The organism is Pseudomonas sp. YL2, from assembly GCF_023063025.1.
Lineage (GTDB): Bacteria > Pseudomonadota > Gammaproteobacteria > Pseudomonadales > Pseudomonadaceae > Aquipseudomonas > Aquipseudomonas putida_A.
The window spans coordinates 63,439-88,140 of sequence record NZ_JAJSLU010000002.1; the positions used below are offsets into that span (position 1 = coordinate 63,439).

The window sequence follows — 24,702 nt, forward strand, 5'->3', positions numbered from 1 at the left end:
AGGATTTCGGCCCCGCGCGTGAAAACCTGAATCCAAATTGATATTTCACGGAATTTTGACCGTTTCGTGTGGATGCTGTGTGCGCGGAATCGGTACAGCTACAAACAGCTACGTTGATCGCAGTGAACGTAAAAAAATACTATCGGGGCATGCCGTTGTGCATCGCTCTTTGGGGGACTGATGGATCTTTGGACCGCCTTGCAGGCACTGATTCTTGGAGTTGTAGAGGGGCTGACGGAGTTTTTGCCCATTTCCAGTACCGGACACCAGATCATTGTTGCCGACTTGCTCGACTTCGGCGGCGAACGGGCCATGGCGTTCAACATCATTATTCAGCTCGGCGCGATCCTCGCGGTGGTCTGGGAGTTTCGTCGCAAGATTCTCGACGTGGTGATCGGCTTGCCGACCCAGCCGAGTGCGCGGCGTTTTACCGCCAACCTGCTGATCGCGTTTCTGCCGGCGGTGGTGCTGGGGGTGATTTTCGCCGACCTTATTCACCAATACCTGTTCAATCCGATCACTGTCGCAACCGCGCTGGTGGTGGGCGGTGTGATCATGCTGTGGGCCGAGCGTCGGCAACATGAAGTGCACGCCGAAACCGTGGACGAGATCACCTGGAAGGACGCGCTGAAAGTCGGTTTCGCGCAGTGTCTGGCGATGATCCCCGGTACCTCGCGTTCGGGCTCGACGATCATCGGCGGCCTGCTGTTTGGCCTGTCGCGCAAGACTGCGACCGAGTTCTCGTTCTTCCTGGCCATGCCAACCATGGTCGGTGCGGCGGTGTACTCCGGTTACAAGTATCGCCATCTGTTTGTGCCGGCGGACTTCCCGGTGTTCGCCATCGGTTTCATCACCGCGTTCATCTTCGCCATGATCGCCGTGCGCGGTCTGCTCAAGTTCATCGCCAGCCACAGCTACGCGGCATTCGCCTGGTACCGGATTGTTTTCGGTCTGGTGATTCTGGCGACCTGGCAGTTCGGCTGGGTGGATTGGTCGGCGGCGAAACCATGAGTGATTCCCGCGCGCGCCGCCCGGATGGACGACCGTCCGGTGGCGGCATTCAGCATCTGAAACTGAAACTGGCGGTGCTGCTGATCGTCTGCGCGCTGCCGCTGTTCGGCTCGCTGTCGATGTGGCTGCGCGGCATCTCGCTGGTGCCGTTGACCGCTTATGGCGCGGTCAGCGTGCTGGCGTTTTTCATGTACTGGGCAGACAAGCGCAAGGCCCGCGCCGATGCGTGGCGCACACCGGAGAACATCCTGCACGCGCTGGAACTGGCTGGCGGCTGGCCCGGCGCGCTGATCGCCCAACAGGTATTCCGGCACAAGACGCGCAAGGTGTCGTTTCAGATTCTGTTCTGGGTGATTGTGGCGCTGCATCAGGTGTTCTGGATCGATCAGTTGTTTCTCGGTTCGAACCTGCTGTCACATATTTAAGCTTCACACATGACCCATGTGGGAGCGGGCTTGCTCCGGGCGGCGTTCCGACGAAAGCGGTGTGCCAATGGACGAATATGTTGTCTGACACACCGCTTTCGCGAGCAAGCCCGCTCCCACCAAAATCAAAAAGCTAGAGCAACAATCCGATTTGGGTTTTTTTGGGCAATTTGCCTACCACCAATTGATGCGAACGCGTCAGTAATCCCTGCAGCTCCTCGGCACCCAGCGGGTAGGGCGGGTGCATGATGATCCACTGCGCCCGCGCCAGATAAGGCGCAGGGTGAATACGCGGGCGGTCGCAATGGCCGAGAAACAGGTCCTTGTCGACCTTGAACGCCAGTGAGTCCCCGCGCAGCCCTTGCAGGGCAAACATCTTGTTGCCGGCAATCGAGAACACCCGCACGCCGCCCCATTTGTAATCCTCCCGCGCGCCCGGCAAGGCCAGGCAGAAGGCGGCGACATCCGCTTCGTTCATCTTTCCCTGTTTCATAACAACCGCTCCCCGCACGCATTGAACGATTCGACCAGATGATCGATCCATGCCCGCACCGCCGGCATCACCCCGCGTCGATGCGGATACACCGCCTGCAACCAGCCGCCGGGCAACGACCACTCGGGCAACAGTTGCACCAGCGCGCCGCTCTCAAGGTCGGCTTCGCAATACATCATCGGCAGCAGAGTGAAACCTTGGCCGGCCAGCACACAGGCCTTGCGCACGATGAAATCATCGATGCCCAACCGCGCCTCCATGTTCAGTTCGACGCTGTTGCCTTGCTCATCCAGCAAGCGCACATGCACCATGCGATCGGCCTCCAGCGCGCCGAGCACCGGCAGGTTCTTCAAGTCCTGCGGATGAGTGATGGTTTTGCCTTCGACAAAGGCCGGGCTGGCCACCACGACCATTTGCGCCTGGCGCAGACGCCGGGTGACCAGCAACGGATCTTCATCGCCCAACTCGCGTACACGCAGGGCCACGTCGAAGCCTTCGGCGACCAGATCCACCCGGCGATTGAGCAGCACGACCTCCAGTTGCACCTGAGGGAATTTGCCGAGGAATTCGCTGATCACCCACGGCAACATTTCCCGCGCCAGACCGGTAGGACAGGATACGCGCAGGCGGCCACGTGGCTCGCTGGACATGCTGGCGACCGCTTCGTCGGCCATCTCCGCTTCCAGCAACATCGCCTGACAGTGACGCAAGTAGCGCTCGCCAACCGCGGTCAGGTTCAACTGGCGCGTGGTGCGTTGCAGCAGACGGGCGCCGAGGCGCTCTTCGAGTTCGGCGATGCGTCGTGACAGGCGGGACTTGGGAATGCCCAGCAAACGCCCGGCTGCGGCGAAGCCACCGGCCTCGACCACCTTGGCGAAATAGTAGAGATCATTGAGATCCTGCATGAAAAGTCCACCGTTCTATCAGTGGGACGAACTATCGCATTGTCGGCGGCTAATCAGCTATTGGTTTCTTCCGTAGGATTGTCTCCATTCCGTCGCCGCCGGCGATTCTTTACAGGAGATTCCACATGAAACTGCTGCACATCGATTCGAGCATTCTGGGCGACAACTCCGCTTCCCGTCAGTTGAGCAGCCAAGTCGTCAAAGCCTGGCAAGCCGCCGAGCCAACTGCCGTGGTCACCTACCGTGACCTGGCCGCCGACGCCATCAGTCACTTCTCGTCGACCACCCTGGTGGCTGCCGGTACCACCGCTGAACTGCGCGACGCCGCCCAACAGCACGAAGCCGAACTGAGCGCTTCGACCCTGGCTGAATTCATCGCTGCCGACGCCATCGTCATCGCCGCGCCGATGTACAACTTCACCGTGCCGACCCAGCTCAAGGCCTGGATCGACCGCGTCGCCGTTGCCGGCCAGACTTTCCGCTACACCGAAGCCGGCCCTGAAGGCCTGTGCGGTGGCAAGAAAGTGGTGATCGTCTCTACCTCCGGCGGCATCCATGCCGGCCAGGCGAGCGGCATCGCTCACGAGGAATATCTGAAGCTGGTACTGGGCTTCCTCGGCATCACCGACATCGAAATCGTCCGTGCCGAAGGTCTGGCCTACGGTGATGAAGTGCGCAACAACGCGATGAGCGCTGCTCAGGCGAAGATCAGCGAGCAATTGTTTGCCGCCGCGTAAGCATTGCGTAAAGACCAGCTGCCGTTCAGGTAGCGCCTCAAAAAACTCTATATTCTGGTTCTGCAAGGGCCAGATGCGGAGTTTTTTGTTTCTGACTGTTGCATAATCTGGCCCGGGTTATGCAGTCAAACGATCAACGTCTGAGTGCACCGCTGCGCCGGATCTCCGAACCTCGGGGTTTGGGGCGTGTCGGAACACAAAGGATCTTTCGATTGAGTAACACAGGGTGGGCCATCCCATGATGCGTCTTTGTGCAACGTTACTGATTTGCCTGCTCGGCAGCCTCGGTTCAGTGCATGCCGCGCCCGGGCGACACCCTGTCTGGAGTGTCGGTTACCACGAAATGACATTCCTCGATCCGCTGGATCTGCAACCGATGCGCGCCATCGCCTTCTATCCTTCCAGCGACCGCGAACATAGCAGCCTGCTTGAGGGTTACACCGTCGAGGCCGGCGCTGACACCAAGGTGGCCATCGGTCGTTTTCCGATGCTGATGCTGTCTCACGGCAACACCGGAACGCCGCTGGCGCTGCATGACCTCGCCACCTCGCTGGCACGCAAGGGCTTTGTGGTGGTCGCGGTGATTCATCCCGGCGACAACTCCAAAGACCACAGCCGCCTCGGCACTCTGAGCAATCTGTATGGGCGGCCGATCCAGATTTCCGAAGCGATCACCGCGACCCTCGGCGACCCGATGCTCTCGCCGTTCGTCAACGCTGATCAGGTCGGGGTCATTGGTTATTCGGCCGGTGGCGAAACCGCGTTGATTCTCTCCGGCGCGCAGCCGGATCTGGATCGTCTGCGCCGCTACTGCCAGGAACGCCCTGACGACCATGATGCCTGCAACACCCAGGGTGAACTGATCGTCGACCGCGACGATTTGCAGCCAGTGGCCGATTCGCGCGTGCATGCCTTGCTGCTGATGGCGCCGCTGAGCCTGAAATTCGGCCGTAGCACCCTGGCGGACGTGCATGTGCCGGTGCTGCTGTACAGCGGCGATGGCGACAAACTGGTGGCCTTCGACAAAAACGCCGCGGCTCTGGCGCGCAAACTGCCGACCGCGCCGGACTTCAAGTTATTGGCCGGGGCAGGGCACTTCGTATTCATGGCGCCGTGCAACGAAGAGCAGATCCGCGCCATGCCGGCCCTGTGCACCGACGCCGACGGCGTGGATCGCGAAGATATTCACCGCAACCTGATTTCCGAGGCCGGGCAGTTCTTCTCGCGCACGCTCGGCAAGCCGAGCCGGGCGGGGATGCAGACCGCGGATCAATAAACGACTCAATCCCCCTGTGGGAGCGGGCTTGCTCGCGAATGCGATAGATCAGTCACTCTATATTTTGACTGACCCACCGCCTTCGCGAGCAAGCCCGCTCCCACAGTGATTTGTACGAAATTTCAGGATGTCGAGTGGCGCTTGAGTACCAAGGTCAACCCCAGCCCGATCACTGACAACAGCGCCGCACTGAAGAAAATCCACGCATACCCCAGATTCAACGCCACCGCGCCCATCAATGGCCCGGCAATCGCCAGCGCCAGATCAAAGAACACCGCGTAAGCCCCCAACCCCGAGCCACGGCTGGAACTGGGCACCTGCTTGATCGCCTCGACCCCCAGCGCCGGATACACCAGCGACAAGCCAAATCCCGCCAGTCCCGCGCCGATCAAAGCGAACGCGGTAGAGGGCGCCAGCCACAACAACACCAGGCCGACGGTCTCGATGCTCATGCAGGCGATCGCCGAATTGAAACCGCCAAAGCGGCTGATCGCCGAAATGAACAGCAGCCGCGACAGGATGAAACATACACCGAACACCGTCAGGCAATACGCCGCGCCGCTCCAGCCACGGTTGAGGTAATAAAGGGTGATGAAGGTGGTCAGCGTGCCGTAGCCGATCGACGCCAGAGTCAAACTGGCCCCATACGGTGCAATCCGCCCGAACACCGCCCAAAAAGGCAGCCGTTCGCCGCGCACCACCGGCACCGAAGGCTTATTGCGGATCAACACCAGGGCGCCCGCGGCCAATATCGACAGAGCGATGCCCAGGCTGGCAAAGCCGTAATCGGCGACCATGACCACGCCCAGTGGCGCGCCAATCGCTATTGCGCCATAGGAGGCAATACCGTTCCAGCCGATCGACCTCGCCGTGTGTTCGACGCCGACCTGGCCCATGCACCAACTGATGGTACCGACGCCGATCAAGCCCTGTGCCACGCCGAGCAGCAGGCGCCCGACGATCAGAATGATCAGGCTCGGCATCGGGAAGTCCTGCAATAGCGTTGAGATCAGCGTCAGCAGCCCGCTGAGCACAATCCCCGACAAGCCAAAAACAATCGCCCGTTTGGTGCCCAGCGTATCCGACATGCGCCCGGCCATCGGCCGACTGAGCAGGGTGGCCAGATACTGCGAGCCGATCACCAGCCCGGCAATAATGGCGCTGAAACCCAGCTGCTCATGCACATAACCGGGCAGCACCGCGATCGGCAGGCCGATGCACAGGAAGGCGACAAAGGTGTAGAACACGATGGAGACGATCTGCAGGGTGATCGCCAGGGAGCTTTGCGGAGGCGGTTGCTGCGCAGACATGTGGACTCGTTCGCGGGCGGCGGTGGGAGAGTCGGCATCATGGCTGGGCGCTGAAATAAAAGGAAGCAGACTAACTATTTTTCCTGGCTATTCCGATTGTTGCCGATGGCCTCATCGCGAGCAGGCTCACTCCCACAGGGGGCTGCATTCCAAAATGTGGGAGCGGGCTTGCTCGCGAAGGCAGCCGCACCAACATAGTTTCGCCCCTGAAATGCAAAAAGCCCTGTCACAAGGACAGGGCTAATTCTTCAAACCTGCAGCGATTTAGAACACCACACCCTGACTACGCAGGTAGTCATCGTAAGTGCCGCTGAAGTCAGTCACGCCGTTGGCGCTCAGCTCGATGATGCGCGTGGCCAGGGACGATACGAACTCACGGTCGTGGCTGACAAAGATCAGCGTGCCCGGGTAGTTTTCCAGCGCCAGGTTCAGCGCCTCGATCGATTCCATGTCCAAGTGGTTGGTCGGTTCGTCCATGATCAGCACGTTCGGCTTTTGCAGGATCAGCTTGCCGAACAGCATGCGACCTTGCTCACCACCGGAAATCACTTTGACCGACTTGAGGATCTCGTCGTTGGAGAACAGCATGCGGCCCAGAGTGCCGCGAATCATCTGCTCGCCCTGAGTCCACTGACCCATCCAGTCGAACAGCGTCACGTCGTCTTCGAAGTCGTGCGCATGGTCCTGAGCGTAGTAGCCCAGTTCCGCGGCGTCGGTCCACTTGACGCTACCGGCATCCGGGGTCAGTTCGTTGACCAGGGTACGCAGCAGGGTGGTTTTACCGATACCGTTCGGGCCGATGATCGCTACGCGCTCGCCCGCTTCAACCTGGAAGCTGAAGTCTTTGAACAGTGGCTTGCCGTCGAAGCCTTTGGCCATTTTTTCGACCATGACCGCCTGACGGTGTAGCTTTTTGTTCTGCTCGAAGCGGATGAACGGGCTGACGCGGCTGGACGGCTTGACCTCGGCCAGCTGGATCTTGTCGATCGCCTTGGCGCGGGAAGTGGCCTGTTTGGCTTTCGAGGCGTTGGCCGAGAAGCGGCTGACGAACGATTGCAGCTCGGAAATCTGCGCTTTCTTCTTGGCATTGTCCGACAGCAGTTGCTCGCGGGACTGGGTCGCCACGGTCATGTACTCGTCGTAGTTGCCCGGGAACAGGCGCAGCTCGCCGTAATCCAGGTCAGCCATGTGCGTGCACACGCTGTTCAGGAAGTGACGGTCGTGAGAGATGATGATCATCAGGCTGTTACGCTGGGTCAGAACGTTTTCCAGCCAGCGAATGGTGTTGATGTCCAGGTGGTTGGTCGGTTCGTCGAGCAACAGCACTTCCGGATCGGAGAACAGCGCCTGCGCCAGCAATACGCGCAGTTTCCAGCCTGGCGAGACTTCGCTCATCGGGCCGAAATGCTGTTCCAGCGGAATACCCAGACCCAGCAGCAGTTCACCAGCGCGGGATTCGGCGGTGTAGCCGTCCATCTCGGCGAACTCGGTTTCCAGCTCGGCCACAGCCATGCCGTCTTCTTCGCTCATTTCCGCCAGCGAGTAGATGCGATCGCGCTCGGCCTTGACCTTCCACAGCTCTTCGTGCCCCATGATCACAGTATCGATCACGGTGAATTCTTCGTAGGCGAACTGGTCCTGGCGCAATTTACCCAGACGCACGTTCGGCTCGAGCATGACCTGACCGCCGGACGGATCGAGGTCGCCGCCGAGGATTTTCATGAAGGTCGACTTGCCGCAACCGTTGGCGCCGATCAGGCCGTAGCGGTTACCCGCGCCGAATTTGACCGAAACGTTTTCGAAGAGCGGCTTGGCGCCGAACTGCATCGTGATGTTAGCTGTGGAGATCAATTGCTTTACCTATCAATGGGTTGCGAGCCGCACATTTGGCGCTTGGGCCATTTCTGGGGCATTTTGGAGCGTTTTCTTCCCGGGCCCGGTCACTGTTGGCGTACAGCCAGCAGGCATGGGTCGAGAGCAGCCTCTGGACGCGGTGTCCAGGCTGTTGGGCAATAAAGGCGGGATTCATGCCAGACATTGCGCGCATTGTCGCATAAGTCATGCGGCAGTTGTATGGCAGACGCTAATGAACCTGAAGGCTGTTGCGTAACGGTGTTCCTTGCCGCGCAAGGCTGAGGTCGGCCCGGACTGCTGGCTTGTCCCGCGCTTGGAGCAATCCAGGGAGCAACCAAAACCAGCAACATCGTCTACATTTCAAACAGGAATTTCTCATGAGAGGACGGTCATGTTTAAAACACGATTAATTGTTGCGTCTGTTACTTGCCTGGCTTTGGCCGTGAGTTCAGTAACCGCACTGGCCGATCCGGGAAATGGTAATGGTAATGGCAAAGGGAACGGCAAGGGCGGCTCCCAGAACAGTCAGGGTCACGGCAATCAGGGCGGCAAAAACAAAGGATCCAACTCGGGCAACCGGGACTATGCACCGGTGATCGATCGAAGCGGTGTGCTGGGCGTGCTCAACGGCTACAGAGACTACTGGAGCCCCGGTCCGGCACTGCCTCCCGGCATTCAGAAGAATCTGGCGCGCGGCAAGCCGTTGCCGCCGGGTATCGCCAAAAAACTGGATGGGAGACTGGCGGGGCGCCTGCCTCATTACGATGGCTACGAATGGCGGCAGGCGGGCACGGACTTGATTCTGGTAGCCATTGCGAGCGGGCTTATTTACGAAGTGCTGAATGGCGCTTTCGATTAATCGGTTGCCGGTTCTAAGGCAGCATCTCCAGCAGAGGCCGCGCCGAAGGTCAGGTAACGGATCATGACGGCGGGGCCCTTAGGCAGCATGGCGTCCATGGTCAACCTATCGGACTCGACCACAATATCGTCCGTGGGCGCGGCATAGCGACCTCGGTCGAAGCGTATTCCAACCTTTGGTTTTGTTCTGCGTCAGCACTCCTGCACCTGCACGAGCGTATTGTCGCGCCTGCCGTTTGGCAAAATCTGCGGACAGTTTTTCACAGATCAGGTTCACTATTGGTTACAAAGTATGGCTAAAATGCCATCCGATTACCCAATAGCCGCTAACGGCATGGGCTCAAGGAAGTGCCACCGGGATAGTATCTGTATTTATGCCACTGCATCAGACCCTGGGCCTCCGGCCGGCAGGCGCGCAGTTTGTTCACTTTTGACGTGTGACGATTTCCGTGAAACTCATCATTGCCGCTATTTATGTCATTTCGATTGCATACGTTCACCTTCGTGGACGTGTGCGTCACAAACTGGGCCGTCAACTGAGCGATCACTCGACGTTTCTGGCCCCGATCAACTGCTTCCTTTACCTGTTTTCGAAGAAGCCGAACAAACCGTATCTCGATCCGTCCGAGTTTCCGGACCTGAGCCCGTTGCAGGCGCATTGGGAAGAAATTCGCCAGGAAGGGCAGGATCTGCTGCGTGCCGGCGAGATCAAGCGCTCGAATCAATACGATGACGTCGGTTTCAACTCGTTCTTTAAAAGCGGCTGGAAGCGTTTCTACTTGAAATGGTACGGCGAGAGCCATCCGTCGGCGATGAAGCTGTGCCCGCGCACCACTGAGCTGGTGCAGAGCATCGGTTCGATCAAGGCGGCGATGTTCGCCGAGCTGCCACCGGGTTCGAAACTGGTTCGCCACCGTGACCCGTATGCCGGTTCGTACCGCTACCACCTTGGTCTCGACACGCCGAATGATGCCGGTTGCTACATCAATGTCGACGGCGAGAGCTACCACTGGCGCGACGGTGAAGCGGTGATGTTTGATGAGACTTACATCCACTATGCCGAAAACACCACCGACAAGAACCGCATCATCCTGTTCTGCGACATCGAGCGCCCGATGAAATATCGCTGGGCGGCGGCGTTCAACAGCTGGTTCAGCCGTACCGTGATGTCCGCGGCCGGTGCGCCGAATGACGCCGGTGACCGCACCGGTGGGATCAACCGCCTGTTTACCAAAATCTACAAGGTTCGCCTGCGTGGTAAAGAGCTGAAAAAACGTAATCGCGCGCGCTATTACATGGAAAAGTGGGCGATCTTTGGCGGTTTGCTTGCGATCTTCATTCTGATCTGACTGCTGTACCGCGCCTGTTTATGTCATCGCCAGCAGGCTGACTCCTACAGTGGAATTCTAACTGTGTGGAGCTACCTGCTGGCGATGAGTCTCTCAAAACCAACCTGTCAGCTTCCTGACAGGAACCGCATCTGACTACGCCCCCGAAGCCTTTTTAGTCTTTCTCGCCGGGGCTGCCTTACTGGCAGGCTTTTCTTTTGCCTTCGCTTTGGCCGGCGCTTTCCCGCCCAGGCTGCGCTTAAGCAACTCGGTCAAGTCGATAACATCCGCAGACTTGCGCTCCTCCTCGCCACCCACGGTCTCGACATCCTCGATCTTGCCTTCGTGGGCCTTTTTCTCGACCAAGGCCATGATCTTGTCTTCAAACTCGTCCTTGTAGTCCTCCGGGCTCCAGTCGCCGCTCATGTCCTGCACCAGACGTTTAGCCATGTCCAACTCGCCCTTGGCCAGTTGCGGTTTGGTCACTTCGCTGCCCAGCTCCAGCTCATCAAGGCCGCGGACTTCCTGCGGCCAGCGCAGTTTGACCAGCACCAATGCCGATTCCAGTGGCATCAGTGCCGCCAGATATTGCCGAGTGTGCAGGACGACGCGGGCGAGGGCGACCTTGTTGGTTTTGCTCAATGTTTCGCGCAGCAGGGCGTAGACCTTGCCGCCGCGCTTGTCAGGTGCGAGATAGTAGGGTGTGTCGATGTTCTGCAGCGGGATCTGCTCGGCATCGACGAAGGAGAAAATGTCGATGGTCTGCGTCGACACCGGGTGCGCCGAGCGGATCTCTTCCTCGCTGAGCACCACGTAGCGACCTTTTTCATAGGCCACACCTTTGACGATGTGCTCCTTGGTGACTTCCTTGCCGGTGACCTTGTTCACCCGTTTGTAGCCCACCGGATCCATGCTGCGGCTGTCGAGCCAGTCAAAGTCCACGCCGTGCGAAGAGGTTGCCGACACCAGCGCGACAGGGATGTGTACCAGTCCGAAACTGATCGCGCCTTTCCAGATTGCCCGAGCCATGGTGAGTTCTCCAAGTGATGATCAGGTGACCTGTGGCGCAGTGCGAAAGTTTCCGGCATTTGCGTGGCGCGCGGCGTTGCCGGTCAAGCCGTGTTACATCTTGTTTAAGGGCTACGGGTTAACAAATCCGAACCCGGGGCGTAGCGTGGACTCGAAGGCTCTATCACCTGTGCACCGCGAGGCCACCCCATGAACCGAATACTGCCAGGCATTATCGTTCTGCTCCTTGGGGCAGGTCTGGCGCATGCCGACGTCGCGGCACCGTCCGCGCCGCTGGTGCTGGCGCAAAGTCCCACCGGCACCAACAACAATCCCTACAACAGCCCGATCCGCCGGGCCAATCCCAACAGCATGCAGGGCACGCAGCCCAGCGCGCCGGCGATTCGCGGGCCGAATACCGTGCCGGCGCCCAGTACGCCCACCGTTGGTAACGGCGGGATTGGCAATGGTCAGCAGCAACGCTCGGTGCCGAGTACGCCGCCCAAATTCATCCCCAACCCACCGCCACGCGATGGAGACAGCAACCGTTGAACGGCGGGACTGCGTCCCTGTCAGCCTTTGAAATGAACAAAAGGAATCGTGCATGTTGCGTAAAACCCTTCTAGCCACGCTGTGCGCCAGCGCGCTGATCAGCGCTCCAGCTTTCGCCGCTGCTCCACAAGAGTTGCAAAGCGAGCAGGGCACCCTTGAAGTCACCACGGTCACCCAAGGCCTCCAGCACCCTTGGGCGCTGGCGTTTCTGCCGGATCGTCAGGGAATGCTGGTGACCGAGCGTCCGGGCAACCTGCGGGTGATTACAGCCGACGGCAAGCGTTCCGAGCCCATCAGTGGCGTGCCGAAGGTCTGGGCCAAGGGCCAGGGCGGTTTGCTCGACGTGGTGCTGTCGCCGGACTTCAAACAGGATCGACTGGTGTACCTGTCCTACGCCGAGGGCGGTGGTGCCGGGGACAAGGCCGGTACGGCGGTGGGGCGTGGGCGGCTGTCGGATGACCTGAAGACGATCAGCGATTTCAAGGTGATCTTCCGTCAGGAGCCGAAACTCTCGACCGGCAACCACTTCGGCTCACGACTGGTGTTCGACCGCGACGGTTATCTGTTCATCACCCTGGGCGAAAACAACGACCGACCGACCGCGCAGGATCTCGACAAGCTGCAGGGCAAGGTCGTGCGGATCTTCCCCGACGGCTAGGTGCCGGATGACAACCCGTTCGTGGGCCAGTCCGGCGTGCGTCCGGAAATCTGGTCCTACGGCCAGCGCAACCCGCAGGGCGCGGCGCTCAATCCGTGGAATGGCACTATCTGGGAAAACGAACACGGCCCCCGTGGCGGCGATGAGGTGAACATCATTGAGCGCGGCAAGAACTACGGTTGGCCGCTGGCGACCCACGGCATCAACTACTCGCTGCAACCGATCCCGGAAGCCAAGGGCAAGAGCGTCGAGGGCGCGGTTGACCCACACCATGTCTGGGAAAAATCACCCGGTGTCAGCGGAATGGCGTTCTATGACGCTGACCGCTTCAAGCCTTGGCAGCAGAACCTGTTTATCGGCGCGCTGGTTAGTCAGGAGCTCATTCGTTTGCAGTTTGACGGGGACAAGGTGGTGCACGAGGAACGGCTGCTGGGTGAGCTGAAACAGCGGATTCGTGATGTACGGCAGGGGCCGGATGGCTATCTGTATGTGCTGACGGATGAACAGGATGGTTCGTTGTACAAAATCGGTCTGAAATAACTTCACTTCAGACACTCAGTCTCAACTGTAGTGAGGGGATTTATCCCCGATGGCCTGTGCAGCAGGCCCTTAAAAATTCAGGAGGGCCCGCTTCGCGCCATCGGGGCGGTGCGACGTTTCGCTAAATCCCCTCACTACAACGGGTCAGCCAGAGATTTCATTCCGGGCATACAAAACCACCGCCGCGCGCAATTTCCCACGCCCAAACCGGCTCATCTTCTCAAACTCGCCATGGCTGACCGGCACATGCTGGCAGTCCATCGGCTGACGATGCTGGCTGTGATCGACATCCGGATCGTGCAGATACACAAAGTCTTCATCGCAATCGGTGACCACCACCCAGTGCGGTGACTTGGAACGGGTCAGGCGATAGCTGCTGATCAGCACCAGAGGCTGTCCGCCAGCCTGTAACAACTTCGGCAAATCCAGGTGGGTGCCAATCTGCCGATCGATGTCGGTTTCGTGCATTTGCGCAGTGAACTCCTCGTGCACCAGGCGCATGACGTCTTTTTTATGCTCATCGCGCACGCCATCGAGGAACAATGGCCCGGCCATACTCAGCTGCAAACGCACCTTAAAACCCCGTCGCCAGGCCGCCAGTGCCAAGCCCTGGGGGCTGCAGCCACCATGGCCGGAGGTCATGAACACCGTGGTCGCTTCACGCCAGATCTGCAATTCCTCACGCCGCTCCAGCAAGCGCTCAGGTTGCAGCGCGCCCATGGCCATCAGCAGGCAAGCCGGGCCACAGGTAAATTCAGTGGTTTGCGGGTAATAGGGCACCTTGATGTTGCGCGAATCACGATGCTGAACAATGCGCTTTTCCAGGCGCAGCGCATCGGCGTGGTCCTCGTAGTAATCGTGAATCAACGCAAAGCGTCGGTAGCCGTTGCGCTCGTAAAGCGCGATGGCGGTGGGGTTGTCGATACGCACTTCTAGGCGCAGGTATGCGCAGTCATGCTCGACGGCGCAGGCCTCGATACGTTGCAGCAACTGTTTGCCCAAACCGCTGCCGCGAGCCTCGCCAGCAATGGCGATCGAGTACAGGCGCGCCAGCGAGGTGCCGCGATGAAACAGCACCAGTGCGTAGCCGAGCAATCGACCGTCGATCTCGGCGACCATTAACTGCGCATGGGCGCGGGTGATCATCCATTGAAAGCTGCGGCTGGTGAGCCGGTCGGTGGTGAAACATTGCATTTCCAGGGCCAGCAGCGCCGGCAGATCTTCAACTACCGCCAAACGAAAAACAGCATTCATATGACCACCGTAAAAGTTGCGTAACGAAACGGGACTTTCGAAAAACTTCGTGCTTAATAGAAATGGTCTTGTTCTCCAACGGATCAATCTCTATGTCAGCGGTACAGGGTCATTGGCGCGAAGTATCCGAGCAAAGTTTGCCGGCGGCAACTTTTTTAAATCCAGCCATCAGAACTTCCAGTCAAGTGTTGATTATCGTCGAACGCAAGGAAGACTGGGCCTCGTACTTTCCCAGCGAGGACATCGTCACGGCTCAGGAATACCTTGAGCAAACCCGTGACAGCGAGCCGGGCAAGCGGGTGCAGGTGATCAATCTGTGCCGCAGCTACAAGTACCTCGGGCACGGTTACTACTGCTCGCTGTTGGCTGAAGCCCGTGGCCACAAGGTGATTCCATCGGTGCGCACCATCAGCGAGCTGACGAAGAAATCACTTTACGGTCTGGCACTGGACGATCTCGATAAAACCCTGGAAAAGGCCCTCAGTCATCATCTCTACAGCGATACCGAAGGTTTTACTCTGACACTTTACTTCGGCAAGACGCATATCGAGCCGCTGCAGGATCTGGCTCGACAGTTGTTTGAAGTGTTTCCTTGTCCGATCCTGTTAGTTGAGTTTCGTCGAACTAACGGTTGGCACATCGAAGGCATAAAGTCCGGCGCTCTGCACAAGTTGCGTGATGACCAGGAAGATCAGTTCGCCAATGCGCTGGACGGCTTCAGCCGTAAAGTCTGGCGGGCGCCACGCTCGCCACAAGTGGCGCGTTACGACCTGGCGATCCTGCACGATCCGCAGGAAGCCTTGCCGCCATCCAACGCCAAGGCGCTGGAAAATTTCGTGCGGGTCGGCAAGCGCATGGGCATCGACGTCGAGCTGATCGAGCGCAGGGATTATGCGCGGATCGCCGAGTACGACGGCTTGCTGATCCGCGAGACCACCAGCGTCGACAACCACACCTATCGCTTTGCAAAAAAAGCCGAAAGCGAAGGGCTGGTGGTCATGGATGATCCGACGTCGATCCTGCGCTGCACCAACAAGGTGTATCTGACCGACCTGCTCAACAGCCACCAACTGGGCATGCCCGCCACGGAAATTCTCTACAAGGAACGACCGGAAGACTTCGAACGGGTCGGCGAACGCCTCGGTTTTCCGCTGGTGCTGAAGATCCCCGATGGCTGTTTTTCTCGCGGAGTGATCAAGGTCGAAAGCCAGCAGGCATTGCTCGAAGCCACCGCCGAACTGTTCGAGCACTCGGTGTTGCTGCTGGCTCAGGAGTTTTTCTACACCGAGTACGACTGGCGCATCGGCGTGCTCAACCGCAAACCGATCTTCGCCTGCCAATACTTCATGTCCAAGGGACACTGGCAAATCTACAACCACAAAGCCAAGGGCCAGGACATCAACGGCGAGTGTCGCACCCTGGCCGTGCACGAGGCGCCGCGAGCGGTGGTGGAACTGGCGGTCAAGACCGCCAACCTGATCGGCGATGGCCTCTACGGCGTGGACCTGAAACAGGCCGGCGACAAAGTGGTAGTAATCGAGGTCAACGACAACCCCAACCTCGATGCCGGTATCGAAGACGCCTACTTGCAGGACGATCTGTATTCACTGGTGCTGGAGGAGTTCGTGCGACGGCTGGAGCTCAAGCGTCGCGGCCAGGCCTGGTGACGCGCCGATGATCAGCAGTTTCGCATTGAGTCATGGCGCGTTGCAGCGGGTCGAGCGGCTGGATGCCGAGGTGATGCTGTTCAGCAATCCCGATGCGGCCGAACGCGATTTGCTGCACAGCCACTACAAGGTCGACGAACACGCGTTGGCCTCGGCGCTGGACCCGGACGAGGTCTCGCGAATCGAGTTTCACCCTGATCATTTATTCCTGATCTGGAAACGTCCGGAAAACTATTCCGGCGGTGGCAGCCTGGCGTTTGAGGTGTCGTCCTGCGGCCTGCTGTTCGCTCCCGGGCAACTGCTGGTGATCGCCACCGACGACACGCCGTTGCACGGCATCGGCACGCGCCAGCCGCTCAACGCGCCGCTGGATGTGTTGCTCGATTTGCTGTTCAACAACATCCATCACTACCTCGGCCATCTGAAGGTGATCAAACTGGTGGCCCGCGAGCTTCAACAGAAATTCAACGCCTCGATGCAGAACCAGCATCTGGTGCAGATGTTCAACCTCAGCGAAAGCCTGATCTATTACATCAATGCCCTGCACAGCAATGGCGCGGTGCTGACGCGGCTGCGCAATCATGCGGAAAAACAGCATTTCGGCAGCGAGGCGATCGGGCTGATCGACGACCTGATCATCGAGAATAACCAGTGCTACAAGCAGGCGGAGATCTATTCCACGGTGTTCTCGGGGCTGATCGATGCGCGCGGCAATCTGATGAACAACAGCATGAACAACCTGCTGCGCAAACTGACGTTGATCAACGTGGTGTTTCTGCCGTTGAACCTGATTGCGAGCATTGGCGGGATGTCGGAATTCAGCATGATGACGGCGGGCACGCCGTGGTGGATTTCATACCCGCTGTTTCTGCTGGTGATGTTGTTGGGGGCGGGGGGGATGTTGTTTGGGTTGCGGCGGCTGGCCAAATAATCAATGGTGACTTTGCCGACGCCATCGCGAGCAGGCTCACTCCTACAATTTGATTCTCTGTAGGAGTGAGCCTGCTGGCGATGGCGTATTCAGCAACAACGGAAAACCCGGATCAGCTCACCGGGTCCGCCGCCGCGACCTTCCGGCGCTCCCGAACCCCACGCACCACCAGATACAACAACGGCCCAATCGACACAAACACCGCCGTCAGCAACAGATACGGCACCACCGACCAGACCGACATCCCCCGCGCTCGCGCATCCTTGACCATCCACAACCCGGCCAGCGTCGCCAGCAGATACAGATCAATCACCACCTGCGCTGTGTCCGGACGCGACATCAGGCTGAGGCCGAAGTCGATCAACGACTGTTCGGCCTGGAGCATCACCGATACGGTGTAGCCAGTAAACGCAATCAACGCAGTGAGGGGCAGGGCGACAGACATCATGCATTCCTTCCTTGGGTGATGAGCATAATCGCCAGCCTAACTTGGCATCCGCAAATAAGCCATTGACTCGCCGGTCGCCGCCGGGCTAATTTCAGGCCCATGACTTCCACCGTATCGCGCTGCCAGCCAAGCATTATTACCGCCATTCCTCATTTGGCGGGCTAGCTCACGACTGCAGCACCCAACCCGCCCTAGAGGCGGGTTTTCATTTTCTGTCTCCGGGGTTCTGATCAAAACGTCAGGAGACGACCATGTCGTACAGCCCCGTCCAACAAGTCCTGCTTGAGCAGTACGTGAAAAAGATCCTTGCCGCGCCGGTCTACGACATTGCTGTGCGCACGCCGTTGCAAGCGGCGCCGGCGCTGTCCGAGGCGCTGGGCAACCGGATCCTGCTCAAGCGCGAAGACCTGCAACCGACGTTCTCCTTCAAGATCCGTGGCGCCTACAACAAGCTGGTGCAATTGAGCGATGCGCAGAAAGCACGCGGGGTGATCACCGCCTCGGCGGGCAACCATGCCCAAGGCGTGGCGCTGGCAGCGCGGGAGCTGGGGATCGCGGCGACCATCGTCATGCCCTCGACCACGCCCGAACTCAAGGTGCTTGGGGTGCGAAGTCGGGGCGCCGAGGCGCTGCTGAACGGCGAGAGTTTTCCGTTTGCCCTGGCCCATGCGCTGCAACTCGCCGAGCAGACCGGGCGCACCTTTGTCTCTCCATTCGACGACCCGGATGTGATCGCCGGCCAAGGTACGGTGGCCATGGAAATCCTCCGTCAGCATCAGGGCTCGCTGGATGCGATCTTCGTTCCGGTCGGTGGGGGCGGGCTGATCGCCGGCATCGCGGCGTACGTCAAATACCTGCGACCGGAGGTACGGATCATCGGTGTCGAATCGGAGCATTCGGCCTGCCTGAAGGCGGCGCTGCAAGCGGATGCGCGCGTTGTGTTGCCCAGTGTCGGAACGTTCGCCGATGGCGTGGCGGTGGCGCAGATCGGCGCTTATGGTTTTGAGGTGTGCCGGTTCTGCGTGGACGAGGTGGTCACCGTCAGCAATGACGAGCTGTGCGCGGCGATCAAGAATATCTACGACGATACCCGCTCGATCACCGAGCCTTCCGGGGCATTGGCGGTGGCCGGCATCAAGCAATACGTGGCGCGCAGCGGTGTTCGCGGGCAGACCTTCGTCGCGATCGACTCCGGCGCGAATATCAACTTCGACAGCCTGCGCCATGTCGCCGAGCGCGCCGCGGTGTGCGGCGTCCCGGCGTGATAACACTCAGGGCAGCAATGGGCGCAGAAAACTGCGCTCGTAGCTGACGATGAATTTCTTCTGCACCAGTGATTCCACCAGCGCCGTGCTTTCCGGGTCGGTCAGCGCGATGTGCCGGTAGCTTTCGTAATCGGCCAGCGAAGGAAAGCTGAACAGGCAATAAGCGATGTTGCTCGCGCCCTCGGAGGGCAGGAAATAGCCGTGATGCGTGCCGCCCAAGCGCTCGACGATGCCCAGCCAGGCCTTGGCGTAGGCCTCGAATTCGGTCAGTTGGTACGGATCGATCACGTATCGCACATGGCAGGTAATCACGTTTGGCGCTCCCTGTTCAGGTCATTCCGCAATAGCAGTGCCGACCTTGTCCGAAGCCGACCAGATGCGATAGCGCACCTCTACATCTTTCGGGGCGTAGATCACCAGTGGCAGCTTGCTGTTGTAGCGCAGCATGAAGCCGTCACCGACAACCGGGACAAAGGCGCGTTTCTTCGCGGTGCCGGGTGGGCAGGCCATCAGCGTGCTCATCGGGCCAATGACTTTTTCCAGGCGGTAGAACGGATAGCCCCAGCCTTCGAGGTTTTTCTCGTCCAGAGCGCCGCCCAGGCGCTGGCGATTGCAGTCGACTTCCAGGGTTTTGCCGGCGAGCACTTCAACCTGGAAGTTCTCCTCCTGATCCTGTTTGGGCAGGTAGATGACTTGGCGGGTGAAGCCGTTTTCCGCTTTGGGATACGGCGCGACGTCTTCGAGTTTGGCCGCGTGGGCCAGGGTAGACAGGCCGGCAACGAGCAGACCGATTGTCGCGCGAGCGCGTAAAGAACCCATGAAAGCCTCCTGGCGGGTGTAGGGTGGATGTCGGGCATTCTCACTGTCATCAGCGATGAATGCAAACCGGCGTCGACTTGCAAATTGCAGTGCTCAGGAAGGTCAATCTTGCATTTTGCAACTGGCCAACTGCTGGCCACCGTGCCAAGTGCTTGATTTCATGAGGGTCGAAATGACCCGATGAAAGGCACGTTTTATGCGTCGCTTTGGTGCAGCGCACCGGCTTCGGGCGCCTACACTCCAATGGGCATTTCGCAGTACAACCGTTTGCCGCACCAGGGAATCAACGGGGACACACCCGTGCAGGGGCAGCAAAAGCGGTCAACGTGAAGAGTTGATTGGCAGTTTCATCAATAAGGAGAGGTTCACCATGTTTCTGTCTGCCTTGGAACTACGCAATATCATTGAAAGCAGTTTTCTGCCTAAACGCTGCCAGTGCACGCTGTCGCCAGACCTGTCGATGACCGTCAAGGTATTCGGCGATCACCAGACTGACCAGGTTGATCTGCACGTCAGCGGTATCGACGCCAGCCATCTCAATGGCTGTCGCGAGATCAACGAACTGATTGCCGGCCTGCGTTCGGATCTGGCGCAACAAACCACGCCACAGCATTACAGTCCTCGCTCCAGAGCGCTTTAACTCACCGTTTCACCCAGTTCGACCGTCACGCGCCGGGCCTGCACAAAGCCAAGGCCCAGCGCGAACTCGACCAGCACCGCGAGCAGAATCCCGGGGCCGGTGTGGCCGTTCAGCCATTCGCCAAAACCCAGTACCGCCAGACCAAAACAACCGACGATAAACCCGTTGCTCAGGGCATTGCGACCCAGCGACGGCGGCGCGCTGCGCACCAGATAAAACATCATCCCCAACGCCGCAAACAGCACCGCACTGCGCCGCGCTACAAAACCGGCAGCGCTCGAATACTCAATGCTCCAGATCGCCAGCAACACCTGCGGGAAAAAGCCCCAGGCCAGCGCGAGCACAAAACACAACGAAGCAGTGATGATCGACAACGTGCGAAACGACAACTGCATGGCGAGTCCCTGCGGCAGTGAGAAGTGCCCCGAGCATAACCCGCGAACCCTTCACCGCCTACCGCAAAGCCGCAAATCAGAGCCTTCTGTCAGTTCTGGAAGCTGCAGGCGTCAGACATTTTCCGGTAGGTGATTTCCGCCGGCTTGCCTGCATTGTCGATGTACTTCATGTCGGCGGTGATGACCTTGCACTGCTGAGTCTGTGGCTCGGTCAGGGAAATCACTTTGTTCACATGCAACGGCATGCCGTACTGATAGGGAACGGCCTTGGACGTGGCTGAGGTGTCATTGGCCTGAGCCAGTCCGGCGAACGCGGTGCAGGCGAGGGCGCTGGTAAGCAACAGTGTGCGAATGTTCATGAATCGGACTCCCGTGCGACGGAATGAGCGTTCGGCGCCAAACGGCCGAACCTGCCGCACTCGGCGTCAGCCAGGGGCTGAGGTGTGCGGTTCAGTACAGTCTTGGACTGCGGCGTTAAGCGATGGTTAACCTCGCTGAACGCCGGCTGTCTGGCAGCGGGATGATTTCTCGGGGATGCGGTGCCGATTCCTACAAGGGCAGATGCCTTGTCTGCTTTCGGCGCTTGGAGCGGGGCGGTTATGGTTTGGCGTCGCTGCAAAATCAGCGGCTCGGGTTTGGTCACCTGAGAAGAGTTCATTGCATATGTGCCTTCATTTGCACTACGGACACTCATGTTCGTAAAGTGCACTGCTGTGGCGGCTGTGTGCAGGACGCCTTCGGGCGAGCTGAGTTTGAACTGTTCTCGGTTGACCAAGCCTGTACACGGCCGCCTCCCACCGTTTGGTCACGGTGTTGGCGGATACCCTCTAATACAGTTGAGTAATCAGTATGCCAATACTAAATCCGCTTCCAAACCGCTATCACCCGCTCAACAGCGGCGTCACCGACAGCGCGCCAATGGTCATCGACACCCAAGCCAACCCCCAAGACATCCTCGAGTCCGCCGTCCAGCGCATCCGCGCCTGCAGCGACCTGCTCGAAACCCTGCACTGCATGTGCTTCCGGCATGGCGATGTTCAGGACATTCCACACATTACCCATGCGCTGTACCTGCTGGCGCAGGACGGCAATGATTTGCTGCAGGTGGCACAGCAGCAGATGCTGGATTGGAAGGCGCCGGTTTGATGCCTTGAATGAGAACGGGAGTAGGATCGCGTTGGACGAACCTCACGCTATCTACTCCTCCCGTTTGTATGATTCTCGTGCCCTTCTATTCGAATAAAACAAGCTAACGGCTTAGCTTGTCAGGAAAGAAGGACAGGGGAGGGTGAATGGATATCCATTTTTTTGATTGCTCTTTAGCTTCTAATATTTGCGAAGGGGTCAACTTGGAAGCAATGAGGGGAAGTTTGTATTTAACATTTTCCTGCATTCCGCCCCCGCCATCCAAGCTACTTAGAGAAAAAATAAGCGAGTATCCCTTTACAGGATCATACGGAAAGCCATAGGTGTCGGGCTCGTGAGCCAAGTATGAACCGTATCCATATACGGACTCTGCGTAGCCTGATACTGCGGCTTGCTCATTCCAATGTCGGAAGCCTTCAATATCTCCTTTCTCAAAAAGAAGAGCAGCCAACTCCATCATTGATCTAGGGTTGCCGCCTTCAGCTGAAAGTTTGTACCATTTTTCAACTGCCTCACTTCGCTTCCATGGTAGCAAAAATCCCTCACCTTGCTTAAGTGAAGTGGCAAGCCAGTATTGTGCAAGAGCATTTCCTGAAGTTGCAGATCGTTCTAGCCAAGTATCATCTAGAGTGATTTCATACATTATGTACATCGCTTCTGCGTCGCCAGCATTTGCTTTTTGTTGGGCTAATTGTTTTGCTTGGTTTAACCACTCTATTACCGGCTTCTGCGAAGGAGAGCAGTCGTTAGAGATTTCGCACATGTCATGCTCAATACGGCCCAATTGGATCATGGCATAAAGATCGTTCTGACCTGCTGACGCTTCATACCATTTCTTTGCTTCCTTATTCATGTAATGATTTTTCTTACGAAGAGCCTCACCTAAATAATATTGAGCTTCGTGGTCGCCCGCTTCTGCAGCGGTTGTTAAGAACGGGATTGCTGAGGTGGCTTTGTATTGATTGTATAGATTTATGCCTTGTTGTTTTGCAGGGATTTGGTTCGGCGTTATCTGGGTGTTTGCGTGACAGCCAAGTGGCAGCAGTAATAATAAAGTGAAAATTATTCTGGTTGTCATGAGTATTCTGCGTGATATTTTATTTTGCTCCTTCAGATTCCCGGGTCGGAACTGTATGGGTTGCTAAAAGGAGGTAATAAAAATGATTGTAAGTTGGCAGGAAATGCAGGCGGCCTACAATCCATAAATATTTCGAGAAGTCTATAAATAATCTGAATTAATTGCCAAGCTTGTCTGGAAAAAAAGAAAGTGGTGGATGAGTGGCTTTCCAGTCTTTTGCCACTTCTAGTGACTTTTCAGTTTGTTCTGATGTCATTTTTTCGCGTATTTCCTCACTTTTTCTCTCAACATATCTCCCGATTCCGCCACTGTCCTCAAGCTCCTTAAGAAGCGTGAATAGCGCATAACCTTTGACCAAGTCTAGTGGGTAGCCTATTTTGTCTGGTGTATGCGCTATGTAGGCGCCGTAATTGCTTATGGCGGCTTGATCGCCAGTCGCTGCTGCAGTTTCAAGCCAGTGGCGCATGCCTACGACATCTCCTTCTTCAAATAAAATTTGTAGATAATCCATCATTGCTTTTGGGTGTCCGCCCTCAGAAGAAAGTAGTAGCCATTTTTTGATAGAGGCCTCGCGTTTTCCAGGAATCAAGAAAAAACCTTCACCTTGGCGTTCGCTTACAGCCATCCAATATTGTGCAGTCGGATATCCCGCATTTGCGGATTTTTCTAGCCACTCACGATTAAGAGTGATCTCATACATCAGATACAGGGATTCAGGATCACCTTTTTGTGCTTTTGGCAAAACTAGCTCATTAGCTAGTTCAAACCATTCTGCTTGTGTTTTTTTTGATGGTGAGCAGTCGCGTATTTCTTGGCAGGGTTCACTTTTGAATCGTCCCAGTTGGATTATTGCATATACATTGTTATTTTCTGCTGCGGACTCATACCAGTGAAGTGCCTCTGGAGTCATGTAGCCATTACGTTTTCGAATAGCCTCACCCAAGTAATATTGCGAGGTTGTATTTCCAGATTTTGCTTCTTTTTCTAATGCGGGAAAAGCTGCGTCGATTTTTAGTTGGTTATATAGGGCTACGCCCGGCGAGACTACTTGTTCTTGCTGTTTTAATGGGGTGGCTTTACAGATGGTAAAAAGTGAAGCAGCTAATAGAAATGTTAACGCTTTCATCAAAATCAGCGACTTAGTTTGTCTGGAAAAAACGAAAGTGGCGGATGAGATTTCTTCCATTGAATGGCAAAGTTTTCCGCTTCTTTTATTTGCTGAGAGGTCATTTTTTCTGCGATTTCCGGAAGAACTTCCTCGACGTAGACCTGCACGTTGCCCCCGCCATCAAGATCTTTTAAAAGCGAAGTGATAGCGTAACCTTTAACCAAGTCTAGTTCGAAGCCAAATCGTTCGGGAGCATGCGCTAAATAAGCACCGTAACTGCTCACGCCGCTTTTGTATCCTTTCTCAGCCGCTACTTTTATCCAATGCCGAGCAACTTTAAGATCACCTTCATTCTCATAAAGGTAAGCGGCATACTCCATCATGGCTCGAGGATTTCCTCCTTCTGCGGATGCTTTAAACCAATTTCCCACTGCCTCCTTACGTTTCCAGGGAAGTAAGAAGCCCTCACCTTGCTTGTCACCAATTGCCATCCAGAATTGTGCATCTGGATTGCCGGCATTTGCAGACTTTTCTAACCAATCACGATTCAATGTAATTTCATACATTACGTACATGGCCTCCGCGTCACCTTTTTCTGCCAAAGGTTCCGCAAGCGCACGAGCATTTTTCAGCCAGTCGACAGGAGGTTTACCGGAATCAGGGCAATTACTCATTACTTTGCAAAGATCGTTGCCACTCCGCCCCAACTGAATCATGGCATATAAATTTTCTTGCGCAGCAGCGGCCTCATACCATTCTTTAGCTTCTGAAGTCATGTAGCGATTGCGCTTTCGAAGAGCCTCTCCTAAATAGTATTGTGATTCCGAGATTCCCGACTGTGCTTCTTTTTTTAGTTCAGCTATAGCAGAGTCTATTTTTAGCTGGTTGTATAAAGTTATTCCCTTGCTAAATCCGTTTTCTTGTGCTGCGACTGCGCACGTTTCGGTGAGCGCAGAAATAACTATCGCTAAGATCCGAAAATATACGCTCACTAAA

General features: G+C 57.2%; 25 protein-coding genes and 2 pseudogenes. 13 read left to right on the forward strand and 14 right to left on the reverse strand.

Annotated elements, in window-relative coordinates; all coding sequences use genetic code 11:
- Positions 1–180 precede the first annotated feature (180 nt).
- Both LVD08_RS03335 and LVD08_RS03340 read left to right on the forward strand, forming a co-directional pair.
- The gene (locus LVD08_RS03335) at positions 181–1,011 is read left to right on the forward strand and encodes an undecaprenyl-diphosphate phosphatase (protein WP_027612707.1); all 831 of its coding nucleotides are present in this window, start codon (positions 181–183) and stop codon (positions 1,009–1,011) included.
- The gene (locus tag LVD08_RS03340) at positions 1,008–1,436 is read left to right on the forward strand and encodes a DUF1294 domain-containing protein (protein ID WP_183780036.1); all 429 of its coding nucleotides are present in this window, start codon (positions 1,008–1,010) and stop codon (positions 1,434–1,436) included. Before LVD08_RS03335 ends, LVD08_RS03340 begins: the two co-directional genes overlap by 4 nt.
- Before the next feature lie 133 nt (positions 1,437–1,569).
- Here the strand turns inward: LVD08_RS03340 and LVD08_RS03345 are convergent, their stop codons facing one another.
- Together LVD08_RS03345 and LVD08_RS03350 are read right to left on the reverse strand one after the other, a co-directional pair.
- Positions 1,570–1,929 (reverse strand): MmcQ/YjbR family DNA-binding protein, encoded by a 360-nt coding sequence (locus LVD08_RS03345; protein ID WP_247267395.1) that lies wholly within the window; start codon positions 1,927–1,929, stop codon positions 1,570–1,572.
- Positions 1,926–2,834, reverse strand: a complete 909-nt coding sequence (locus LVD08_RS03350) for a LysR substrate-binding domain-containing protein (protein ID WP_007964611.1) — start codon at positions 2,832–2,834, stop codon at positions 1,926–1,928. Before LVD08_RS03350 ends, LVD08_RS03345 begins: the two co-directional genes overlap by 4 nt.
- 125 nt (positions 2,835–2,959) lie before the next feature.
- On the opposite strand from LVD08_RS03350, the gene LVD08_RS03355 reads away from it, so the two are divergent.
- Positions 2,960–3,571 (forward strand): FMN-dependent NADH-azoreductase, encoded by a 612-nt coding sequence (locus LVD08_RS03355; protein WP_027612710.1) that lies wholly within the window; start codon positions 2,960–2,962, stop codon positions 3,569–3,571.
- 238 nt (positions 3,572–3,809) lie between these two features.
- Entirely contained in the window at positions 3,810–4,847 is a 1,038-nt protein-coding gene (locus tag LVD08_RS03360; RefSeq protein ID WP_027612711.1) for an alpha/beta hydrolase family protein, read from the forward strand.
- A gap of 122 nt (positions 4,848–4,969) precedes the next feature.
- Here LVD08_RS03360 and LVD08_RS03365 read toward each other — a convergent pair whose 3' ends face one another.
- Together LVD08_RS03365 and LVD08_RS03370 are read right to left on the reverse strand one after the other, a co-directional pair.
- The gene (locus tag LVD08_RS03365; RefSeq protein WP_098964135.1) at positions 4,970–6,157 is read right to left on the reverse strand and encodes an MFS transporter; all 1,188 of its coding nucleotides are present in this window, start codon (positions 6,155–6,157) and stop codon (positions 4,970–4,972) included.
- Between the two features lie 264 nt (positions 6,158–6,421).
- Complete coding sequence (locus LVD08_RS03370; RefSeq protein WP_027612713.1) at positions 6,422–8,008, reverse strand: ABC-F family ATPase; 1,587 nt, start codon at positions 8,006–8,008, stop codon at positions 6,422–6,424.
- Positions 8,009–8,402: 394 nt separating this feature from the next.
- Between LVD08_RS03370 and LVD08_RS03375 the strand changes: the two genes are divergently transcribed.
- Positions 8,403–8,870 carry an anti-virulence regulator CigR family protein gene (locus LVD08_RS03375; protein WP_247267396.1) on the forward strand — a complete coding sequence of 156 codons (468 nt, stop codon included), beginning with the start codon at positions 8,403–8,405 and terminating at the stop codon, positions 8,868–8,870.
- Positions 8,871–9,318: 448 nt separating this feature from the next.
- The gene (gene lpxO / locus LVD08_RS03380) at positions 9,319–10,218 is read left to right on the forward strand and encodes a lipid A hydroxylase LpxO (RefSeq protein WP_027612715.1); all 900 of its coding nucleotides are present in this window, start codon (positions 9,319–9,321) and stop codon (positions 10,216–10,218) included.
- Between the two features lie 135 nt (positions 10,219–10,353).
- On the opposite strand, the gene ku is transcribed toward lpxO, so the two are convergent.
- Entirely contained in the window at positions 10,354–11,226 is an 873-nt protein-coding gene (ku, locus tag LVD08_RS03385) for a non-homologous end joining protein Ku (RefSeq protein WP_134786487.1), read from the reverse strand.
- Between the two features lie 189 nt (positions 11,227–11,415).
- Here ku and LVD08_RS03390 point away from each other — a divergent pair, with 189 nt between their 5' ends.
- Entirely contained in the window at positions 11,416–11,757 is a 342-nt protein-coding gene (locus LVD08_RS03390; RefSeq protein ID WP_247267397.1) for a hypothetical protein, read from the forward strand.
- 52 nt (positions 11,758–11,809) lie between these two features.
- Positions 11,810–12,955 (forward strand): annotated as a pseudogene (locus tag LVD08_RS03395) (PQQ-dependent sugar dehydrogenase).
- 144 nt (positions 12,956–13,099) lie between these two features.
- Here the strand turns inward: LVD08_RS03395 and rimI are convergent.
- Positions 13,100–14,209, reverse strand: coding sequence for a ribosomal protein S18-alanine N-acetyltransferase (gene rimI / locus LVD08_RS03400; protein WP_097087368.1), 1,110 nt, complete (start codon positions 14,207–14,209; stop codon positions 13,100–13,102).
- Positions 14,210–14,301: 92 nt separating this feature from the next.
- Between rimI and LVD08_RS03405 the strand changes: the two genes are divergently transcribed.
- Both LVD08_RS03405 and LVD08_RS03410 read left to right on the forward strand, forming a co-directional pair.
- The gene (locus tag LVD08_RS03405) at positions 14,302–15,876 is read left to right on the forward strand and encodes a RimK family protein (RefSeq protein WP_096796561.1); all 1,575 of its coding nucleotides are present in this window, start codon (positions 14,302–14,304) and stop codon (positions 15,874–15,876) included.
- Positions 15,877–15,883: 7 nt separating this feature from the next.
- Entirely contained in the window at positions 15,884–16,807 is a 924-nt protein-coding gene (locus tag LVD08_RS03410) for a magnesium transporter CorA family protein (protein WP_103367005.1), read from the forward strand.
- A 112-nt stretch (positions 16,808–16,919) separates the two neighbouring features.
- Here LVD08_RS03410 and LVD08_RS03415 read toward each other — a convergent pair whose 3' ends face one another.
- Positions 16,920–17,255: a DUF2834 domain-containing protein gene (locus tag LVD08_RS03415; RefSeq protein ID WP_247267398.1), complete on the reverse strand. Its 336-nt coding sequence runs from the start codon at positions 17,253–17,255 to the stop codon at positions 16,920–16,922.
- A 251-nt stretch (positions 17,256–17,506) separates the two neighbouring features.
- Between LVD08_RS03415 and ilvA the strand changes: the two are divergent.
- Positions 17,507–18,496 (forward strand): annotated as a pseudogene (gene ilvA, locus LVD08_RS03420) (threonine ammonia-lyase, biosynthetic); the annotation flags it as partial.
- A 30-nt stretch (positions 18,497–18,526) separates the two neighbouring features.
- On the opposite strand, the gene LVD08_RS03425 reads toward ilvA, so the two are convergent.
- Complete coding sequence (locus LVD08_RS03425; RefSeq protein WP_003225174.1) at positions 18,527–18,832, reverse strand: NIPSNAP family protein; 306 nt, start codon at positions 18,830–18,832, stop codon at positions 18,527–18,529.
- Positions 18,833–18,853: 21 nt separating this feature from the next.
- Positions 18,854–19,339 carry a serine protease inhibitor ecotin gene (gene eco, locus LVD08_RS03430; RefSeq protein WP_096796565.1) on the reverse strand — a complete coding sequence of 162 codons (486 nt, stop codon included), beginning with the start codon at positions 19,337–19,339 and terminating at the stop codon, positions 18,854–18,856.
- A 370-nt stretch (positions 19,340–19,709) separates the two neighbouring features.
- Here eco and LVD08_RS03435 point away from each other — a divergent pair, with 370 nt between their 5' ends.
- The gene (locus LVD08_RS03435; protein ID WP_007964586.1) at positions 19,710–19,979 is read left to right on the forward strand and encodes a DUF1652 domain-containing protein; all 270 of its coding nucleotides are present in this window, start codon (positions 19,710–19,712) and stop codon (positions 19,977–19,979) included.
- Here LVD08_RS03435 and LVD08_RS03440 read toward each other — a convergent pair.
- Both LVD08_RS03440 and LVD08_RS03445 read right to left on the reverse strand, forming a co-directional pair.
- Positions 19,976–20,374, reverse strand: coding sequence for a hypothetical protein (locus LVD08_RS03440; protein WP_247267399.1), 399 nt, complete (start codon positions 20,372–20,374; stop codon positions 19,976–19,978). The genes LVD08_RS03435 and LVD08_RS03440 overlap by 4 nt on opposite strands.
- Positions 20,375–20,463: 89 nt before the next feature.
- The gene (locus LVD08_RS03445; RefSeq protein WP_247267400.1) at positions 20,464–20,733 is read right to left on the reverse strand and encodes a DUF2790 domain-containing protein; all 270 of its coding nucleotides are present in this window, start codon (positions 20,731–20,733) and stop codon (positions 20,464–20,466) included.
- A gap of 490 nt (positions 20,734–21,223) precedes the next feature.
- Here LVD08_RS03445 and LVD08_RS03450 point away from each other — a divergent pair, with 490 nt between their 5' ends.
- Positions 21,224–21,520, forward strand: a complete 297-nt coding sequence (locus LVD08_RS03450; protein WP_047597132.1) for a hypothetical protein — start codon at positions 21,224–21,226, stop codon at positions 21,518–21,520.
- 103 nt (positions 21,521–21,623) lie between these two features.
- On the opposite strand, the gene LVD08_RS03455 is transcribed toward LVD08_RS03450, so the two are convergent.
- The 3 genes from LVD08_RS03455 to LVD08_RS03465 form a co-directional block, all read right to left on the reverse strand.
- Positions 21,624–22,598, reverse strand: a complete 975-nt coding sequence (locus tag LVD08_RS03455; RefSeq protein WP_247267401.1) for a tetratricopeptide repeat protein — start codon at positions 22,596–22,598, stop codon at positions 21,624–21,626.
- Between the two features lie 157 nt (positions 22,599–22,755).
- Complete coding sequence (locus LVD08_RS03460) at positions 22,756–23,784, reverse strand: tetratricopeptide repeat protein (protein ID WP_247267402.1); 1,029 nt, start codon at positions 23,782–23,784, stop codon at positions 22,756–22,758.
- Positions 23,730–24,698 carry a tetratricopeptide repeat protein gene (locus LVD08_RS03465; protein WP_247267403.1) on the reverse strand — a complete coding sequence of 323 codons (969 nt, stop codon included), beginning with the start codon at positions 24,696–24,698 and terminating at the stop codon, positions 23,730–23,732. Before LVD08_RS03465 ends, LVD08_RS03460 begins: the two co-directional genes overlap by 55 nt.
- Positions 24,699–24,702: the final 4 nt, after the last annotated feature.

What these genes read in the sequence shown, in the direction of transcription:
- LVD08_RS03335 (WP_027612707.1), top strand. Translation starts at nt 181, where the DNA reads ATGGATCTTTGGACCGCCTTGCAGGCACTGATTCTTGGAGTTGTAGAG.
- LVD08_RS03340 (WP_183780036.1), top strand. Translation starts at nt 1,008, where the DNA reads ATGAGTGATTCCCGCGCGCGCCGCCCGGATGGACGACCGTCCGGTGGC.
- LVD08_RS03345 (WP_247267395.1), bottom strand. Translation starts at nt 1,929, where the DNA reads ATGAAACAGGGAAAGATGAACGAAGCGGATGTCGCCGCCTTCTGCCTG.
- LVD08_RS03350 (WP_007964611.1), bottom strand. Translation starts at nt 2,834, where the DNA reads ATGCAGGATCTCAATGATCTCTACTATTTCGCCAAGGTGGTCGAGGCC.
- LVD08_RS03355 (WP_027612710.1), top strand. Translation starts at nt 2,960, where the DNA reads ATGAAACTGCTGCACATCGATTCGAGCATTCTGGGCGACAACTCCGCT.
- LVD08_RS03360 (WP_027612711.1), top strand. Translation starts at nt 3,810, where the DNA reads ATGATGCGTCTTTGTGCAACGTTACTGATTTGCCTGCTCGGCAGCCTC.
- LVD08_RS03365 (WP_098964135.1), bottom strand. Translation starts at nt 6,157, where the DNA reads ATGTCTGCGCAGCAACCGCCTCCGCAAAGCTCCCTGGCGATCACCCTG.
- LVD08_RS03375 (WP_247267396.1), top strand. Translation starts at nt 8,403, where the DNA reads ATGTTTAAAACACGATTAATTGTTGCGTCTGTTACTTGCCTGGCTTTG.
- ku (WP_134786487.1), bottom strand. Translation starts at nt 11,226, where the DNA reads ATGGCTCGGGCAATCTGGAAAGGCGCGATCAGTTTCGGACTGGTACAC.
- LVD08_RS03390 (WP_247267397.1), top strand. Translation starts at nt 11,416, where the DNA reads ATGAACCGAATACTGCCAGGCATTATCGTTCTGCTCCTTGGGGCAGGT.
- rimI (WP_097087368.1), bottom strand. Translation starts at nt 14,209, where the DNA reads ATGAATGCTGTTTTTCGTTTGGCGGTAGTTGAAGATCTGCCGGCGCTG.
- LVD08_RS03405 (WP_096796561.1), top strand. Translation starts at nt 14,302, where the DNA reads ATGTCAGCGGTACAGGGTCATTGGCGCGAAGTATCCGAGCAAAGTTTG.
- LVD08_RS03410 (WP_103367005.1), top strand. Translation starts at nt 15,884, where the DNA reads ATGATCAGCAGTTTCGCATTGAGTCATGGCGCGTTGCAGCGGGTCGAG.
- LVD08_RS03415 (WP_247267398.1), bottom strand. Translation starts at nt 17,255, where the DNA reads ATGATGTCTGTCGCCCTGCCCCTCACTGCGTTGATTGCGTTTACTGGC.
- eco (WP_096796565.1), bottom strand. Translation starts at nt 19,339, where the DNA reads ATGGGTTCTTTACGCGCTCGCGCGACAATCGGTCTGCTCGTTGCCGGC.
- LVD08_RS03435 (WP_007964586.1), top strand. Translation starts at nt 19,710, where the DNA reads ATGTTTCTGTCTGCCTTGGAACTACGCAATATCATTGAAAGCAGTTTT.
- LVD08_RS03440 (WP_247267399.1), bottom strand. Translation starts at nt 20,374, where the DNA reads ATGCAGTTGTCGTTTCGCACGTTGTCGATCATCACTGCTTCGTTGTGT.
- LVD08_RS03445 (WP_247267400.1), bottom strand. Translation starts at nt 20,733, where the DNA reads ATGAACATTCGCACACTGTTGCTTACCAGCGCCCTCGCCTGCACCGCG.
- LVD08_RS03450 (WP_047597132.1), top strand. Translation starts at nt 21,224, where the DNA reads ATGCCAATACTAAATCCGCTTCCAAACCGCTATCACCCGCTCAACAGC.
- LVD08_RS03455 (WP_247267401.1), bottom strand. Translation starts at nt 22,598, where the DNA reads ATGACAACCAGAATAATTTTCACTTTATTATTACTGCTGCCACTTGGC.
- LVD08_RS03460 (WP_247267402.1), bottom strand. Translation starts at nt 23,784, where the DNA reads ATGGAAGAAATCTCATCCGCCACTTTCGTTTTTTCCAGACAAACTAAG.